Annotated in this window: 14 protein-coding genes; 11 read left to right on the top strand and 3 right to left on the bottom strand. The window is 55.8% G+C overall.

The annotated features are described in order from the left end of the window. The first annotated feature begins 51 nt into the window (after positions 1-51). The 7 genes from WCL58_RS08620 (at position 52) to araD (ending at position 7,741) form a co-directional block, all read left to right on the top strand. The gene (locus WCL58_RS08620) at positions 52-1,119 is read left to right on the top strand and encodes a zinc-binding dehydrogenase (RefSeq protein WP_033643780.1); all 1,068 of its coding nucleotides are present in this window, start codon (positions 52-54) and stop codon (positions 1,117-1,119) included. A 135-nt stretch (positions 1,120-1,254) separates the two neighbouring features. Beyond that, positions 1,255-2,172, top strand: coding sequence for an ABC transporter substrate-binding protein (locus WCL58_RS08625; RefSeq protein WP_148874970.1), 918 nt, complete (start codon positions 1,255-1,257; stop codon positions 2,170-2,172). 54 nt (positions 2,173-2,226) lie between these two features. After that, entirely contained in the window at positions 2,227-3,717 is a 1,491-nt protein-coding gene (locus tag WCL58_RS08630; RefSeq protein ID WP_336850892.1) for a sugar ABC transporter ATP-binding protein, read from the top strand. Next, positions 3,714-4,703, top strand: coding sequence for an ABC transporter permease (locus WCL58_RS08635; protein WP_336850894.1), 990 nt, complete (start codon positions 3,714-3,716; stop codon positions 4,701-4,703). The genes WCL58_RS08630 and WCL58_RS08635 overlap by 4 nt, the downstream gene beginning before the upstream one ends. A gap of 8 nt (positions 4,704-4,711) precedes the next feature. Next, positions 4,712-6,199 carry an FGGY-family carbohydrate kinase gene (locus WCL58_RS08640; protein ID WP_336850896.1) on the top strand — a complete coding sequence of 496 codons (1,488 nt, stop codon included), beginning with the start codon at positions 4,712-4,714 and terminating at the stop codon, positions 6,197-6,199. Then, positions 6,186-7,055 (top strand): L-ribulose-5-phosphate 3-epimerase, encoded by an 870-nt coding sequence (locus tag WCL58_RS08645; RefSeq protein WP_336850898.1) that lies wholly within the window; start codon positions 6,186-6,188, stop codon positions 7,053-7,055. Before WCL58_RS08640 ends, WCL58_RS08645 begins: the two co-directional genes overlap by 14 nt. After that, positions 7,049-7,741 carry an L-ribulose-5-phosphate 4-epimerase gene (araD, locus tag WCL58_RS08650; protein ID WP_033632583.1) on the top strand — a complete coding sequence of 231 codons (693 nt, stop codon included), beginning with the start codon at positions 7,049-7,051 and terminating at the stop codon, positions 7,739-7,741. The genes WCL58_RS08645 and araD overlap by 7 nt, the downstream gene beginning before the upstream one ends. A 6-nt stretch (positions 7,742-7,747) precedes the next feature. On the opposite strand, the gene WCL58_RS08655 is transcribed toward araD, so the two are convergent. After that, positions 7,748-8,752, bottom strand: a complete 1,005-nt coding sequence (locus WCL58_RS08655; RefSeq protein WP_043147707.1) for a LacI family DNA-binding transcriptional regulator — start codon at positions 8,750-8,752, stop codon at positions 7,748-7,750. A gap of 452 nt (positions 8,753-9,204) precedes the next feature. Here WCL58_RS08655 and WCL58_RS08660 point away from each other — a divergent pair, with 452 nt between their 5' ends. Together WCL58_RS08660 and WCL58_RS08665 are read left to right on the top strand one after the other, a co-directional pair. Then, complete coding sequence (locus tag WCL58_RS08660; protein WP_336850900.1) at positions 9,205-10,056, top strand: hypothetical protein; 852 nt, start codon at positions 9,205-9,207, stop codon at positions 10,054-10,056. Next, the gene (locus WCL58_RS08665) at positions 10,046-12,289 is read left to right on the top strand and encodes a UvrD-helicase domain-containing protein (RefSeq protein ID WP_336850902.1); all 2,244 of its coding nucleotides are present in this window, start codon (positions 10,046-10,048) and stop codon (positions 12,287-12,289) included. The genes WCL58_RS08660 and WCL58_RS08665 overlap by 11 nt, the downstream gene beginning before the upstream one ends. Positions 12,290-12,576: 287 nt before the next feature. On the opposite strand, the gene WCL58_RS08670 is transcribed toward WCL58_RS08665, so the two are convergent. Then, the gene (locus WCL58_RS08670; protein WP_336850904.1) at positions 12,577-13,470 is read right to left on the bottom strand and encodes a LysR family transcriptional regulator; all 894 of its coding nucleotides are present in this window, start codon (positions 13,468-13,470) and stop codon (positions 12,577-12,579) included. A gap of 107 nt (positions 13,471-13,577) precedes the next feature. On the opposite strand from WCL58_RS08670, the gene WCL58_RS08675 reads away from it, so the two are divergent. Further along, positions 13,578-14,885, top strand: coding sequence for a serine hydrolase domain-containing protein (locus WCL58_RS08675; protein WP_336850906.1), 1,308 nt, complete (start codon positions 13,578-13,580; stop codon positions 14,883-14,885). Positions 14,886-15,095: 210 nt separating this feature from the next. Next, positions 15,096-15,317: a DUF6434 domain-containing protein gene (locus tag WCL58_RS08680; RefSeq protein ID WP_336851042.1), complete on the top strand. Its 222-nt coding sequence runs from the start codon at positions 15,096-15,098 to the stop codon at positions 15,315-15,317. A gap of 263 nt (positions 15,318-15,580) precedes the next feature. Here the strand turns inward: WCL58_RS08680 and WCL58_RS08685 are convergent, their stop codons facing one another. Continuing rightward, positions 15,581-16,786: a DUF4236 domain-containing protein gene (locus tag WCL58_RS08685; RefSeq protein ID WP_336850908.1), complete on the bottom strand. Its 1,206-nt coding sequence runs from the start codon at positions 16,784-16,786 to the stop codon at positions 15,581-15,583. Between the last annotated feature and the right edge of the window lie 112 nt (positions 16,787-16,898).

Consider the following 16,898-nt stretch of genomic DNA (forward strand, 5'->3'; position numbering starts at 1 on the left):
ACGTCAACATTAAGAAAATTCAAGCGTTTAACGAGTGTATTGGAGGAAGAGATGAGCCAGTTGCCGGAAAAAATGCGTGCGGTCGTTTGCCACGGCCCGCAGGACTATCGTTTCGAACAGGTGCCCACGCCGCTGCCGAAGGCGCGCGAGCTGGTGATCAAGGTGGAAGGCTGCGGCATCTGCGCCGGCGACTGCAAGTGCAAGAATGGCGCACAGATGTTTTGGGGGGAGAACCCGTGGGTTAAACCGCCGGTGGTGCCGGGCCACGAGTTCTACGGCCGCATCGCCGCGCTGGGCGAGGGCGCGGAAGGCAAATACCGGCTCGGCGAGCGGGTGATCGCCGAGCAGATCGTGCCGTGCTGGGAGTGCCGCTACTGCAAATCCGGCAGCTACTGGATGTGTGAGACGCATAACATTTACGGCTTTCAAAAAGACGTGGCGGAGGGCGGCATGGCGGAGTACATGCGCTTTTCCGAGAACGCCATCGTGCACAAGATCCCGGAAAGCCTGAGCCATGAAGACGCGGTATTGATTGAACCGATGGCCTGCGCCATCCACACCGTGGCGCGCGGCGACATCCAGCTGGACGACGTGGTGGTGCTGGCTGGCGCCGGGCCGCTCGGGCTGTGCATGGTGCAGGTGGCGCGCCTGAAAACGCCGAAGAAACTGATCGTGATCGACGCCATCGACGAACGGCTGGCGCTGGCGAAGGAATTTGGCGCCGACGTGGTGATCAACCCGCTGAAGGAAGACGCCGACCAGATCGTCAAATCGCTGACCGGCGGCTACGGCTGCGACGTCTACATCGAGGCCACCGGCGCGCCGATCGGCGTCACCCAGGGGCTGCAGATGATCCGCAAGCTGGGCCGCTTCGTGGAGTTCAGCGTGTTCGGTAAGGAAACCACCGTCGACTGGTCCATCATCGGCGATCGCAAGGAGCTGGACATTCGCGGCGCGCACCTGGCGCCCTACAGCTACGAAATCGCCATCGATCTGTTCGAGCGCGGGCTGGTGACTTCCAACGGCGTGGTTACCCACAGCTATTCATTGAACGACTGGGACGAAGCCTTCGCCCTGGCGGACTCGACCGACTCCATCAAGGTGATCCTGGTTCCCTGACCCTCCCGCTGTACCGCTGTTGCAGTCACGATCGCCGGCCCGCTCGCAATGGGGGGCCGGCCGGTCGGTCAAACGTAAAGACATGCTGTTGCTCTGATAACCACAACAAGAAGCTTCCCTACAGGAGAATTGGCTATGTTTTCATTATTCAAAAAGACCCTGCCTTTTATCGTCGCCGGTGGAATGTTGGCGGCCAGCCATGGGGCGCTGGCCAAGCAAATCACTATCGGTATGTCGTTCCAGGAAATGAACAACGACTACTTCGTCACCATGAAGCAGGCGCTGGATCAGGCGGCGGCGGATATCGGCGCCAAGGTGTACGTGGCCGATGCGCGCCATGACGTCGCCAAACAGATCGGCGACGTGGAAGACATGCTGCAGAAGAAGGTGGACATCCTGCTGATCAACCCGACCGATTCGGTAGGGGTGCAGTCGGCGGTGATCTCCGCCCATAAGGCCGGCGCGGTGGTGGTGGCGATCGACGCCCAGGCGGAAGGGCCGCTGGACGCGTTCGTCGGCTCGGAAAACTACGACGCCGGCTTCCAGGCGGGTGAGTACCTGGCGAAAGCGCTGGGCGGCAAAGGCAAGGTGGCGATCCTCGACGGCATCCCAGTGGTGCCGATCCTGGAGCGCGTGCGCGGCTTTGAAGCGGCGATGAAGAAATACCCCGACATCAAGATCGTCACCAAGCAAAACGGCAAGCAGGAACGCGACACCGCGCTGACCGTGACCGAAAACATGCTGCAGTCGGCGCCGGATCTGGCGGGTATCTTCAGCGTCAACGACGTCGGCGCGCTCGGCGCCCTGGCGGCGATCGAAAGCAACGGCGCCAAGGTCAAGCTGGTGAGCGTCGATGGCCAGCCGGAAGCCATCAAAGAGATCCTCAAGCCGAACTCGCCGTTTATCGCTACCTCGGCGCAGTTCCCGCGCGACCAGCTGCGCATCGCGCTCGGCATTGCGCTGGCCCGCTACTGGGGCGCCACGGTGCCGAAAACCGTGCCGGTCAAAGTGAAGCTGATCGACCGCAGCAATGCGGCCGGCTTTAGCTGGTAACAGCGGCCAGGTTCGCCCCGCTGCGGCGGGGCGTTCGGCGCGGAGGGCAATGCGGTGACACCTTTACTGGAACTGAAGCGAATAAAGAAGAGCTTTCCCGGCGTGAAGGCGCTGGACGGCATCGATCTGGCCATTCAACGCGGCGAAGTGCACGCCCTGTTGGGCGAAAACGGCGCCGGCAAATCGACGCTGGTGAAAATCATGTGCGGCATCTATCAGCCGGACGAGGGCGATATTTTTATCGACGGCGAGCAGCGCCGCTTTAACAACTATCGCCAGGCGATCGAGGCCGGGGTCGGCATTATTTTTCAGGAATTCTCGTTGATTCCCTACATGAGCGCCATCGACAACATCTTCCTCAACCGGGAGATCCGCAACCGCTGGGGCCTGCTGGATCGGCGGGCGATGCGGCGCAAGGCCGAGGCCATTTTCAAGCGGCTGACGGTGGCTATCGATCTCGATTGCCCGGTGGAGCAGCTGAGCGTGGCGCAGCAGCAGTTCGTTGAGATCGCCAAAGCGCTGTCGCTGGAGGCGCGGGTGCTGGTGCTGGACGAGCCGACCGCCACGCTGACGCCGGGCGAGGCTGAGCACCTGTTCAGCGTGATGAGCGATCTGCGGTTGCTGGGCGTCGGCATGGTGTTTATCTCGCACCACCTGGACGAGATCTTCACCATCTGCGATCGCATCACCGTGCTGCGCGACGGCGCCTACATCGAAACGCTGGCTACCGGCGACACCAACGTGGAAGAGCTGGTGCGGCTGATGGTCGGGCGCAAAATCGAGAACGCTTTCCCGGTGAAACAGCACCCGGTCGATACCGCGACGGTGCTGCTGGAGGCGGAGATCCAGCGCGAGAAGCACGGCGCGACCGACCGTTTCCGGCTGCACAAGGGCGAGATCCTCGGCTTCGCCGGGCTGGTGGGCTCCGGGCGCACCGAGACCGTCTCGGCGCTGATCGGCGCCAGCCGCTGCCACCGCAAACGCGTCAGCCTCGGCGGCCAACCGGCGGCGCTGCGCTCCCCGGCGCAGGCGCTGGCGCAGGGCATCGGCCTGCTGCCGGAGAGCCGCAAAACCGAAGGCCTGGTGCTGCCGTTCTCGGTAGCGCAGAACATCACCCTCAACCGGCACCACCGGCGCGGCAAGATCTTCGTCAACGCCCGCCAGGATCGCGACGTGGTGCAGCGGCTGATCCGCGCCGTGGGGGTGAAAACCCCGGACGCCGAGACCGCCGTCAGCACCCTGAGCGGCGGCAACCAGCAGAAGGTGGTGATCGCCCGCTGGCTCAACAACGACTGCAACATCCTGATCTTCGACGAGCCGACGCGCGGCATCGACGTGGGCGCCAAGGCCGAGATCTACCAGCTGATGCAGCAACTGACCCAGCAGGGCATCTCCATCATCATGATTTCCTCCGAACTGCCGGAGATCATCGGCGTGTGCGATCGCGTGCTGGTGTTTCGCGGCGGCCACATTGTCGCCGAGCTGACCGGCGACGACATCGAATCCAACCACATCATGCTTCACGCGACCGGGAGTGCCTTATGATCGGAATTGAACAACCCGCCGTGGCGCGCCGCGCCGCCGGCCCCAGCCTCGGCAAGCGCTGGGAAAAACTGCTGCATCACCCGGCGGTCTTGCCGTTTATCGGCTTCGCTGTCTTGTTCGTATTGATGAGCCTGTTGAACGACAGCTTCCTCAGCGTCAACAACCTGACCAACGTGGCGCGCCAGGTGTCTATCAATGCCATCATCGCGGTGGGCATGACCTGCGCCATCCTGACCGGCGGCATCGATCTTTCGGTGGGGCCGGTGATGGCGCTGGCCGGCTCGGTCGCAGCCGGGCTGATGCTGGCGGCGGTGCCAATCCCGCTGGCGATGGTGGCGGCGTTGGCGGTCGGCGCGCTGTTCGGCCTGGCCAACGGCGCCTGCATCGCCTACCTGCGCATGCCGCCGATCATCGTCACCCTGGCGTCGATGGGCATCGCCCGCGGCCTGGCGCTGCTCTATACCGGCGGCTACCCGATCTCCGGCCTGCCCGACGTCTTCTCGTTCTTCGGCCGCGGCACGGTGCTGGGCATTCAGGTGCCGATCCTGATCATGCTCGGCGTGTACCTGCTGGCCTGGCTGATGCTCAACCAGCTGCCGTTCGGCCGCTACGTCTACGCGATGGGTGGCAACGAAGAGGCGGCGCGCCTGAGCGGCATCCGCGTGCCGCGCTACAAGATGCTGGTGTACGTGATCAGCGGCTTGACCGCCGCGCTGGCCGGGCTGGTGCTGACCTCGCGCCTGATGAGCGGGCAGCCCAACGCCGGCGAAGGCTTCGAGCTGGACGCCATCGCCGCCGTAGTGCTGGGCGGGGCGGCGATCTCCGGCGGGCGCGGCGCCATCATTGGCACGCTGGTGGGGGCGATGATGCTCGGGGTACTCAACAACGGCCTCAATCTGATGAACGTATCGCCGTATATCCAGAACGTGGTGAAGGGGGGCATCATCCTGGCTGCCATCTACCTCAGCTCCGTGCGGCGCAAATAGGAGGCGCGATGGCAGTCTTTCTTGGCATAGACGTCGGCGGCACGGTGATCAAGGCCGGGCTGTACCGGGCAAGCGGCGAAGAGCTGGCGATCGCCGAGCGCGACGGCGCGGCGATTGCCGCCCAGCCGGGCTTCAGCGAACGCAATATGGACGCGCTGTGGGATGACGTTTGCGCGGCGATCCGCCAGACGCTGCACGCGGCGGGGCTGGAGGCCGGGCAGGTGCGCGGCGTCAGCTTTTCGGCGCACGGCAAAGGGCTGTACGCCATCGACCGCCACGGCAAGCCGGTCGGCAACGGCATCCTCTCTTCGGACAACCGCGCGGCGGCCACGGCGGCTGAGCTGCGCCGCGCCGGCGTGGACGCGCAGACCTACCCGCGCAGCCTGCAGCCGCTGTGGCCCAGCCACCCGGCGCTGCTGCTGCGCTGGCTGAAGCAGCGGCAACCGGCGCAGTACGCCGCCGTCGATCGCATCCTGATGGCGCACGATTACCTGCGCTTTCGCCTCACCGGCGAGGCGGCGGCCGAGGTGACCAACATCTCCGGCAGCAACCTGTTTAACCAGCACAGCGGCGCTTACGATACGGCGCTGATGGCGGCCTTCGGCATCGAAGAGGCGCAGGAGAAGACCGCGCCGGTGATCGGCTCGGCGCAGCTGGCCGGGCGGGTGACGGCCACGGCGGCGGCGCAATGCGGCCTGCGCGCAGGCACCGCGGTGTACGGCGGCCTGTTCGACGTGGTGGGCGCAGCGCTCAGCTCCGGCGTGGCCGACGATCGCACGCTCAGCGCGGTGGCGGGCACCTGGTCGATCGCCACCTGCGTGACCGAGCGCATCATTCCTGCCGATTCCCCCTACGCCTGGGGGCGCTACTGCATCGACGACCGCTATTTCGTGCACGAAGGCAGCCCGACCTCGGCCGGCAACCTGGCCTGGTTCCTGCGCCAGTTCTGCGCCGACGACCGGCAGCGCTACGCCCAGTTCAACGCCTGGGTGGCCGAGCGCCGCGAGCAGCCCAGCGGGCTGCTGTTCCTGCCTTATCTGTACGGCTCCAACCTCGGCGGCAACACGCCGGGCGGGCTGATCGGCCTGAGCGCCCACCACGAGATGGCGGACGTGGTGCAGGCGATCTACCAGGGCATCGTGTTCTCGCACCTGATTCACCAGGAGCGCATGGTGCAGCTGAACCCGCGCATCGAGCGGGTGCGCATGACCGGCGGGCCGACGCAGTCCGAGGTCTGGATGCAGATGTACGCCGACGCCGGCAACCTGCCGCTCGAGGTGGTGGAAACGCGCCAAAGCGGCTGCCGCGCCGCCGCCCTGTGCGCCGCCGTCGGCGCCGGGGAGTACGCCGGGTTCGCCGAAGCGATCGCCGCCGCGCCGCCCAAGCTGCGTTGTTATTATCCCGCGACCGCCGCCCACCGGCGCCTGCGCGCCCAGCAGGCGCGCTATCTGGCGGTCGCTCAGGCTTTGAGTGAGGTGACTGATGCAAACGACTAACGCCGCCTGTCTGGGGCTGTATGAAAAGGCGCTGCCCGCCGATCTGAGCTGGCCGCAGCGGCTGGCCACCGCCGCCGAGCTGGGCTTTGAGTTCGTGGAGATGTCGATCGACGAGCAGCCGGCGCGCCAGCAGCGGCTGGACTGGGATCGCCGCCAGCGGCTGGCGTTTATCCAGGCGCGGCTCGACAGCGGGGTGACGGTGCCGAGCCTGTGCCTGTCGGCGCACCGGCGCGAGCCGTTCGGCAGCCATGACGCTGCCACCCGCGAGCGGGCGCGGGGGCTGATGAGCAAGGCGCTGGAACTGGCGACGGATCTCGGCATCCGCAACATCCAGCTGGCGGGCTACGACGTCTATTACGAACCCGCCGATCGCCACAGCCGCGAGCGTTTTATCGAGGGCATGCAGTGGGCGGCGGCGCAGGCCGCCAGGGCGCAGGTGATGCTGTCGGTGGAGGTGATGGACACGCCGTTCATCAACAGCATCAGCAAATGGCGCGACATCGCGCGCCACGTCAACAGCCCGTGGTTCACGGTGTATCCCGATCTCGGCAACCTCAGCGCCTGGGGCAACGACGTCGCCGCCGAGCTGGCGCTGGGCATCGGCAGCATCACCGCCGTGCACCTCAAAGACACCGTGGCGGTGGGGCCGGGCAGCGCCGGGCAGTTCCGCGACGTGCCGTTCGGCGAAGGCTGCGTGGATTTCGTCCACGCCTTTTCCGTGCTCAACGCGCTCGGCTATCGCGGCCCCTATCTGCTGGAGATGTGGGCGCGCGAAGACGGGCAGGACAAGCAACGCATCGCCCAGGCCAAGGCCTGGATCGAACAACAGATGAATGAGGGAGGCATCGCATGCTGAACGAACTCAAGCGGCAGGTGCTGGCCGCCAACCTTAGCCTGCCGGCATACGGGCTGGTGACCTTTACCTGGGGCAACGTCTCGGCGATCGACCGCCAGAGCGGGCTGGTGGTAATCAAGCCTTCGGGCATCGCCTACGAGGCGATGACGCTGGAGGATCTGGTGGTGGTGGATCTGGAGGGCAAGGTGCGCGAAGGGCACCGCAAGCCCTCATCCGACACCGCCACCCACCTGGCGCTGTACCGCGCCTTCGCCGATATCGGCGGCGTGGTGCACACCCACAGCCGCAACGCCACCATCTGGGCGCAGGCCGGGCAGCCGATCCCGGCGCTGGGCACCACCCACGCCGACTACTTTTACGGCGACATTCCCTGCACCCGGCCGATGAGCGAGGCGGAGATCGCCGGCGACTACGAGGGGGAAACCGGCAAGGTGATCATCGAGACCTTCAATCAGGCGGGGCGCGATCCGCAGCAGGTGCCGGGAGTACTGGTTTATTCCCATGGCCCGTTCGCCTGGGGCAAGGACGCGGCGGATGCGGTGCACAACGCGGTGGTGCTGGAAGAGGTGGCGATCATGGCGATGGCGACGCGCCAGCTGGCGCCGGCCATCGCCCCGATGCAGCCGGAGCTATTGGACAAACATTTCCTGCGCAAGCACGGCAAACACGCCTACTACGGGCAATAGCGCCCGTCAGCGATTCAACAGCGAGCCGGTGAAGAACTCTCTGCGCACCGGCAGCTCGCCGCGCGGGCTGTTAATGGCGCTGAACAGCAGCTCCGCGGCGATCTCCCCCAGTTTCTGCGTATCGTGATACACCCCTGGAATGTGCAGGCCGTAAGCGCCGGCGCGCGGCGGCTCGTCTATCGAGAAGAACTTCACCTGCTCATAAAGCCCCATCTCGTGGCAGATGGCGATGGCGCCCAGCGTGATGATGCCGTTCAGGCCGATGATGTAATCCGGGCGGTTCTCCGGCTGCGCCAGATAGGCGCGCACCTCACTTTCCTGCGAGGTGAAATCGTAGTCGCCGTTGATGATATGAATCTCACGCCCGCTGCCCTGCAGCGCCGCGACGATGCCGGCGGTGCGCGTTAAGGTTATTTCCGAATCCGCCGGGCCGCCGATAATCAGCAGCTTCTGCTCCGGCTGCTCCGCCAGATAACGCCCGGCCAGCACGCCGATCTCGCGGTTATCGAGGAACACGCCGCTCAGCTGCTGATCGTAGAGATCGCGGTCGATCAGGATCAGCGGCACGCCGTACACCTCGGCCAGCTCGAGATAGGCGGGGCGGTAGCGCTTATCATCGCGCACCGCCGACAGCAGGATGCCGCGCGCCTTGTAGCCGAACAGCGCCTGAATGGCGCGCATTTCCGCCTCTTCGCTGCCGTCGGTGTCGAACAGCATGATCTGGTAGCCCTGCTGACGCGCAATGCGCGACACGGTCTTGATCAGGCCGGAATAGAACGGGTTGTACATGCTGCTGGTGACGATGCCGATAATCTGGCTGCTGCTGCTTTTCAGCCCCTGCGCGAACGCGTTGGGCACATAGTTCAGCTCTTTGGCGATGGCGTGAATGCGCTCGCGGGTTTCCGGCTTGACCAGCTCGGGCTTATTGAAGGCGCGGGAAACGGTGATATTGGTCACCCTGGCGCGGCGGGCGATATCCACGATAGTGGCATTGGGATTGGCTTTCGACACCGTCTTTCCTTGCGTTATGCCTCAACAGATCCCTTATTGTAGGGAAAGGGCGGGGGCGGTGCTAGGGGGGAGTAGATTTGTTTGTAGGGGGAGAGAATAATAAAATGCAAAGAAATCGAATAATAAATTTTGTTGATTTATGTTTTATTTAATTATTTGGAGTGGAGGGGGTTTATTGCCGAAAATTTCAGTAAGGGGTGTTCCATGGGATAGGGTTGATATAGAAGGCTGTTTTGTGCCAAGAGCAGAAGTCGCCAATGTTGATGTTTGTATATTTGTGAACAATAGCTCACTATCAGATACCCTCAATTGACAGAGGGATACCTCCATCTGAAGATGACTGGAGTGGATCATGGCTCTGACAAAAAAGAGTGCCGTTAGTCGTGCCTAGGTAAATAGGGTAGGGTTCACAGAGCAGCTACAACTATCTTAATAGATTAGGGTTGTAAAATATGAAGTATTTTTATGAAAACTTTGATAAATACAATGGGATTTTACAAGGTGATGTATTTAGAGTAAATAATCGCTGTGACTCACCATTTCAGGATGGCGAGCAATTTGCTATTTTAATTACAGCAGATTGTGACTTGGCTAATCGGAATAAAAATGTAAATTATCTTACATTTCTCCCTATTGTCTCAAGTACATGCTACTTGGAAAAAATATGGATCCCAACATATTTTGAAAAGATTCGCATAGAAGTAGCCAAGTCACTTCATAAATTAATAAATAATTTGGAAGTACATAAAAAACATGAGTGCAATGAATTAAAAGAGTCAGACATTAGAGTGTGGCTTGAAAAAAACAAGTACATTGATATTTTAGATGATTTATCTATAATCGACCGCAATCAATCCATTGAAATAGATATAAAGCTTGACGAGTTATCGAGATGTGAAGAAACGATAGGTAATTTTTTTAAGATAAAAGAAATTAAGGGTTCTAAGTTTAAAAATATAACTAATGAATTAAGAGAAGCCATTAAAAAACCCAAAGAGGAATTTTTTGTATTACCGATGATTGACTCTTTATTTGATGAGTGTGGAATTCTAAAGCTCAGAATGATAAGGCCGATTCACAGAAAGAATGTTTATGTTCAGGAGATTGATGCAAGGTTATCAAACCATTCTGATTCTACTAGCCTCGTTCGTATTGGTAGATTGAGTGATTATTTAAGATATAGCATCTCTCAGAGTTTTGCATCTCTTTTCTCTAGAATTGGGATGCCAGAAAATTATGAAAATGACAGAGAAGAATCAATAAATTTATTAATTGAAAAAATTGAAGGTGGATATGACAAATAACACTATTGTTCTAGATGAAGGGGCGATCAATCTTCTCGAGCGTTCAATTATAAATGAAGGGTGGTTTAATGATCTTAAAATCCCTTCCTCATATAGGAACAGCTTATGCTCACTAAAACACAATGGCATTAACTATATATTATCAAAAAAAGCAAGTGTGGATAGTAAATATCTCGTTATTAAAACAGGAGATGAATTGGCTTTTTGGGGATTAACAGGTAAAGATCTAATCTATGCTTTTGAAAGATGTTTATCATTTGCAGTACGTCATTTCAATAAAGATAGTACCAGCGGACGTCATTGGGGCAAGTATATCGATGGGAATATAATATCTTTTTTCGCAACACAGAGAAACGCAGAGGACTCCCTTAGATTATATTTCAATATATTTCCCATGGACACTAAAAATATTTACCTATATAACGCCACGGAGAAGTTCCCACGCAATCCTGATGAGTTAACAGAGGATGAAATATTTGTTGATGCAATCAGTAATGTAAATTTAGTCATACCAAAAACCACTTATCCTGATGAAGGGAATAAAGATGGCGAAGTAAACTTCGGCATCGAACTCACTGAACAGATAAATGACAATCTTTACTATAACTATTCTTTTCAACAATGGTATGATAACAAACTAACAACTGAGCAAAGGGATTTTGTTGATAAGGATTACAATGATCCCGTTCGGCTGAGAGGAGCAGCAGGAACTGGAAAAACTATTTCCATGGTAATAAAGTTAATTAGAGATAGTTATTCATTTGAAAATTTAGGTGTGAAGAAGAGATTTTTATTCCTTACACATAGTCACTCAACTAGTGACTTAGTAAACAATATGATTTTGTCTCTAGATAAAGAGAGTAATATCAGGAAATTAAAAAATATCAAGATTAAAGTTTGTTCATTATATGATTTAGCTCAAGAGATATTAAATTACAATCACAAGAATATATTCCCAATCTCGACTGATGGAAAAGAAGGCCGGGAAAATCAATACGAAATAGTTGATAATCTTATTGATGAAAGTGTCAAGGACTTGCGGTTTCGCACTTCAATAATAAATAAATGCTCTTCAGGTTTACAAGAAAAAATAATTAATCCTGAGCGTAGACATTTTATTTGTATAGAGATTTTAAACGAATTTGCTTGCATTCTTGATGCTGAAAATATTTATTTAGGATCGGAAAACTCTAAAGATTATTTACAAGGACATCGTGAACCATGGCAGATGGAATTAGTTACCAATGAAGATAGACTTTTTTTATTGAATTTGCATAATATATATCGAGAGAAGTTGAAGGAGTTGAATGCATTAAGCATGGACCAAATGATTGCAGATCTAAGTAATTATTTGCACTCGCATATTTGGAATAGAATATGTGAAGAGGAAGGCTACGATGCTATTTTTATAGATGAGTTACATTACTTTACAAAACCAGAGCGGATGGTATTCAACGACTTGTGTAGGTCTAGACATACAAGTGGCCGATACCCTCTATTTATGGCTTATGATATTAAACAATCAATGAGTGATGTTTTTTTAAATTCAATAAGAAATGAGTCTATAGCCAATGTCTTCAAGTCTACGGGGGTTGGTGCATCTGAACTAGTTGAATTAACTAAGGTCTTCAGATATTCACCAGAAATAGCTTCTTTTCTAACGGATTTAGACGGTGCATTTCCTGCTCTAGATCTTTCTTCTGAATGGAATAAGTTAAAGTTATCTTCGGAAAATGTCAGGGGTGAATTACCAATAATACATGTATATAAAAGCGACATGGATCTTATTGACAACGTTTTTCAAGAGGCATCGCGATTGGCGAGAAAGGAAAAGTCTAAGTCAGTAGCCATACTTTGCCTTAATTTACGTATATTTTCTCGATATTTAAATGTTGGGAGGATAAAGAAACTTTATGAACCATTAACCTCTAGGGATGAAATGTTAAAGCCGATGAAATACAAAGGTAAGTGTTTGTTTAGCATGCCAGAATATGTGGCGGGAATGCAATTCGATACAGTATATTTAATACATATTGATCGGAATGAACTTCCAGATGAAATCACTCATAGTGGTATCCACAGAAGGTTTGTCTCTCAAATTTATTTAGGTGCAAGTAGAGCTAAGGAACGTTTAATTCTTGCAAGCTCTGATGAAAGACGTGGTATGTCACCTATCCTAAATAGTGCAATTTATAATGGAACCCTTGTTTTGCACGGCAAGGCAAAAGATTAGTTGTGTTAACTAGTCAGCCTCACTAGTTACTCTGTTATTCTTTTAGATAGTTCCTAGACGTTACTACCTTGTTTTTTCGGGGGAACGTCCTCTCTTTGCTCAAAGCCGCCCCTCAAATGTCATCAGCCAAAGCACTCAACTAGCGCCAACAGCGATGGAGCAACGATGATGAGGGGCTCATTGCAGAAAGCATCAATCCCCGTTTAAAGGCGAGCGGAGAAAAAACATAGGTGATGAGCTCTAAGATCGACTATCGGCAACAACACCGCTAATCTAGCAGCAACTTTTCACCCCCCAACTTTCCGCCACAACCCCGGCAACAACCCCAACGTCTCATCAATCAGCGCCCGCCGGTCATTGCCCGGCTTCCAGATGGTCACCATGGTTTGGCTGATCCCCTGGCTGCCCACTTCGGTGCGCAGCGTGTTGACGTTTTTCCACCGTTCGGCATGCATGTGCGTCGGCAAGAATCCCCAGCCGCAGCTCTGTTCAAGCAGGGCGCGCAGCATTTCCAGCTCGTTGGTAAATATGGTATGCCCCGAAATTTGCAGGCGGCGCGCCACCGGTTCGTCAGAATCCGGGTGCATGATCACCTGCGGCGTTAGCGAGAGCTCCAGCAGCGAAAGCGGCTGTTCCGCGCCGGGGAAAAGCGCTTTGGCGGCGTAAAAATCCATCTCTATCGCCCCTAGGGCGCGCCACTCCATGGCGTCGCCCACGCTGCGGTTGCGCGCCTGGCAGATGCCCAGATCGGCCTGGCCGTTTGCCAGTAGCCTTTCCGCCTCATCGCGCGAGGCGTTAATCAGGCTCAGGCGCGTGTTTCGCTGGGCCATGGCGGCAATCAGCGCCTGCAGCAACGCGCGGGGCGTAAAGGGATCGTAGACCAGCGAGATTTCCTGCGCCGCGCTCTTCGGCACGTCTTTGGCAAATGCCTCAAACGCTTTCACCTGCCGCATCAGCAGGTGCGCCTGGCGCTGCAGCTGTTCGCCCTCCGGCGTCAGGTGCAGGCTGCGCCCCTCGCGCAGGAACAGCGCATAGCCCAAGCCATCCTCGAGAAAATCAATCAAATCGCGCAGCGTCGTGCGGTCTTTGCCCAGCTTGAGCGCGGCTTTCGCCAGGCTGCCGTGCTCGGCCACGGTGGTGAAGGCTTCCAGTTGGGCAAAGGAATAAATCAGGCTCGGCACGCGGTTCTCCCGTCGATTTTGCGGGGGATTTTCCCCCATCAGGCGTTTTTTATTATAGGCCGCGTTTTTTTAAGCTGAACGCCTTCCTGAGCTAAGCGAGAAAAAATATGAAAAGCAAAGTGTTTAACCGCAGCCTGCTGGCGGGCGTTGTCATCAGTCTCTGCAGCGGCCTGTTGGCGCCCGCCGCGCTGGCCGCCTGTGCGGGCACCGAACTCAGCGCCTGTCCCGCGTCTTTCGATGCGCAATTGCCGGACACGCACAAGATGCTCACCTGGAGCCAGAGCGACCGGGTGGTCGGTTTTCGTAATGACTACCGCAACTATGCCGGGGATGTGTTTCACCACGGCAATGCCACGCCGCTGCCGGCTGCCGCTAAACCTTTAACCGACGCCAGCTATCGGGTGAATGGCAAAACCTACCACCTGCAGGATTATCTGCAGCGCCAGAACGTCAGCGGCATGCTGGTATTGAAAGACGGCAAAATTGCCTGGAAATATCTGGGGCAGGGCAATACCGACGCCACGCTGTGGACGTCGCGCTCGGTGGGCAAATCGGTGGTCGCCACGCTGGTGGGCGTGGCGATTAAACAGGGCAAGATCCGCTCGCTCGACGATCTCATCACGCAATACGAACCCGATCTCAAAGGCACCGCGTGGGACGGTGTGACCCTCAGGCAGCTGATCACTCATACCTCCGGCGTGGCGTGGAATGAGGATTACACCAACCCGAAATCAGACTTCGCGCAGTTGACCGAGTGTGAAGCCAAACCCGGCACCTACGCCTGCGTGCGCAAGCTGGTGGCCGGTCTGCAGCGTGCGCATTCGGCCGGGCAGAACTGGTCTTACTCCTCCGGCGGCGCATGGCTGCTGGGCGACGTGCTGGAGCGCGCCACCGGCATGCCGCTGGCGGCCTATCTGCAGCAAAGCATCTGGCAGCCGTACGGTATGGCGAGCGACGGCGTGTGGCATGCCTACGCCAAAGGCCAGCACGACGTGGGCGCGCACGGGTTCAACGCCACGCTGGAAGACTGGGGGCGCTTCGGCGAATTCATTCTGCATAACGGGACGTTGCCGAACGGCAAACAGATCTTGCCGGAAGATTGGGTAGCCCAGTCGTCCGACTGGACGCGGGCGGCGGGCTCGGTATCGGCGGCGCATCCTGACGGTATTTACGGCTTCCAATGGTGGAACAACGAAGTGCCGGTGAATGCGACTAATGTAGAACCCGCTCCGCAGGCGTCCCTCAAGCATTCCCTGTGGGCGCTGGGTATCTTCGGCCAGATGATTATGGTCAATCAGGCGGAGAATCTGGTGATCGTCCAGTGGTCTACCTGGCCGCAGGCGGAGCCGTCCTTCAGCGCGCAACCGCTGGAGGCATCGCTGATGTTTAGTGCGATAGCCAAGGAACTGCGTTAATCCCACGGCGCGAACAGGGGCGGTTGCCACTCCGCCCCTGTTTGAAGGCGATGGCAAAAATGCGCTCACACATATAACAGCGCGGAAATGGCGATCTGGGCTATGCTTTTCACCACATCCACTTTGTGCCGAAACGGGCGTGACAAAAGTGCGATAGGTCAGGCCAGGCTGAAGCTCTTTATCGAACGGCTCTTCACAGGAGTGGGTAAATTGAAAATCGATTGGCATAGCGCATTGCTAACACGCGCCACGATCGTGGACAAAAGCTACAAAAATACGCAAAACGTTCGTCGTTTCATGATTGAGGCGTGCGGAGAAGATTTTCGCTTCGATCGTGAGTTTATGGCATGGATACGCAATGACATGCCAAAGACGTTAGGTGATGTCGTCGATGAGTGGCGGCGCAGGCACATCATCAACCCTGGCAAATAGGGTTCAATCTGGGGGCCGGTTGAGGGTATACCTACCTTCATTGCCAGGCAGATTGGCTTAGCACGTAAAGCGGAACCTTGCCCCTGTACTGTATGTGATGGCATTGTTCCGCTTGGTACTCTCCCTTGCCAAGATTGCCTCTAAACCAGCGCTTTCGCTAACCACGCCGATCAAACCGATAAAGCAGCGCCGGGATCAGCAGCGGCGGGGCGATTGAGGTTCTTTGGGGGAGAGCCCCTCGCATCGGCATAACAAATATAGCGTTAGACTCTAACTAGCGACTCAGTTTGAGTGAGCGAGAGCTGATAGCGTTTCACTGCCTCTGCAAAGGCTTGGGCGGCATCGGCATTCGAGACCATATATTCTTCAGTTACACCCGTTTGAGACTGGAAAGTCATATTCCCATAAATACAAATAGGGATTTGATAGTTGTCTTTGAATCTGCGATCTGGCGAGCCATTTTTGTTCGTTTTAGCCCATGTATGCCCAGCTATACTGGCATCACTTGGAACACCATCTTCTTCATGGAACCCGCGAGGTTCTGCACTAATTTGTAATTCGCGTAAGTCAATTAGAGCAAATGCCCCATCAGCGCGTGGCATGACTGCAACACCAGGGTAAAGCAAAATATCGTCACCATTGGCATTTTCAAACCGCATCGCTCGTCCTGTAAACTGTATGAGATCAGTTGAACTAAAATCGAAGGTAACCGGATGACGATTAACAGACCGTGTGGCTAACGTCCTTTCGGCAAACTGGTCTATAGCCTTATCAGCAGTAATATCCCATTTCTTGACGCTCGATTTTAAAACGTCGAATGCACGAACCATTGCGTCATAAGCTCTCTGTGAGGCATCGCTGCTTTCGAAAGTGATAGCAATTTTTGTACTGTCTTCCCAAGACACTAGGCGAGATATTTCTGCTTGGGTTTGCGGAAGTTTGATCTCAAGCTCTGCAATACGACGCTTGTAGAACAAACGGAACAGGCTTGATTTACGCCGAGCCAATTCGCTCTTTTGTTTTGACTCTTCAGCGATTGCCTCTTGTAAATCAGCTTTTACCTCAGCTCTTTGTTCACGTGCTTTGGCGAGCAAGTCTCGTAAAGGTAAAAGAGATGTGCTGGTCAGAACTTCAACAGAAGCGCTGGAGATTTCATTCATGCCAGCTTGAGGCATATAAATTTTGGCGTTTGAAGGAACGTTACCTGGCGCTGTCTCCGGTATTTCAAGATGAGCATCTGTAGCAGACGGATCCGGTGGATTTGTAACTGAATGCTTGGCTCCGTAGGAAAAAGTAGGTGTTGTATAAGATAAACCAGAACCCGGTAGTCCTACGGTTGCTCTAACCCCTTTTTGCCCAACATTGACTGTTGCGCCAGGTACACCGATGCTCGCGCTTATTCCACGCTTACCAATATTGAGGCGAACGCCGGGGAAAAGAGTAAAGGTTTGTCTGAAGCGGAGAGACATAAGGTAATCCCTGTGTAGTAATACGCATCAAAGTCTGAAATTTTCTTCGTATGAACATTAAGTTGATACTGAAGCCTAATTCTTAGCCTATTCCAATGCTGACTTATAGAAA

It is taken from the genome of Serratia sp. TMDUHS_CL (assembly GCF_037137105.1).
In the GTDB taxonomy this organism is placed as follows: domain Bacteria; phylum Pseudomonadota; class Gammaproteobacteria; order Enterobacterales; family Enterobacteriaceae; genus Serratia; species Serratia nevei.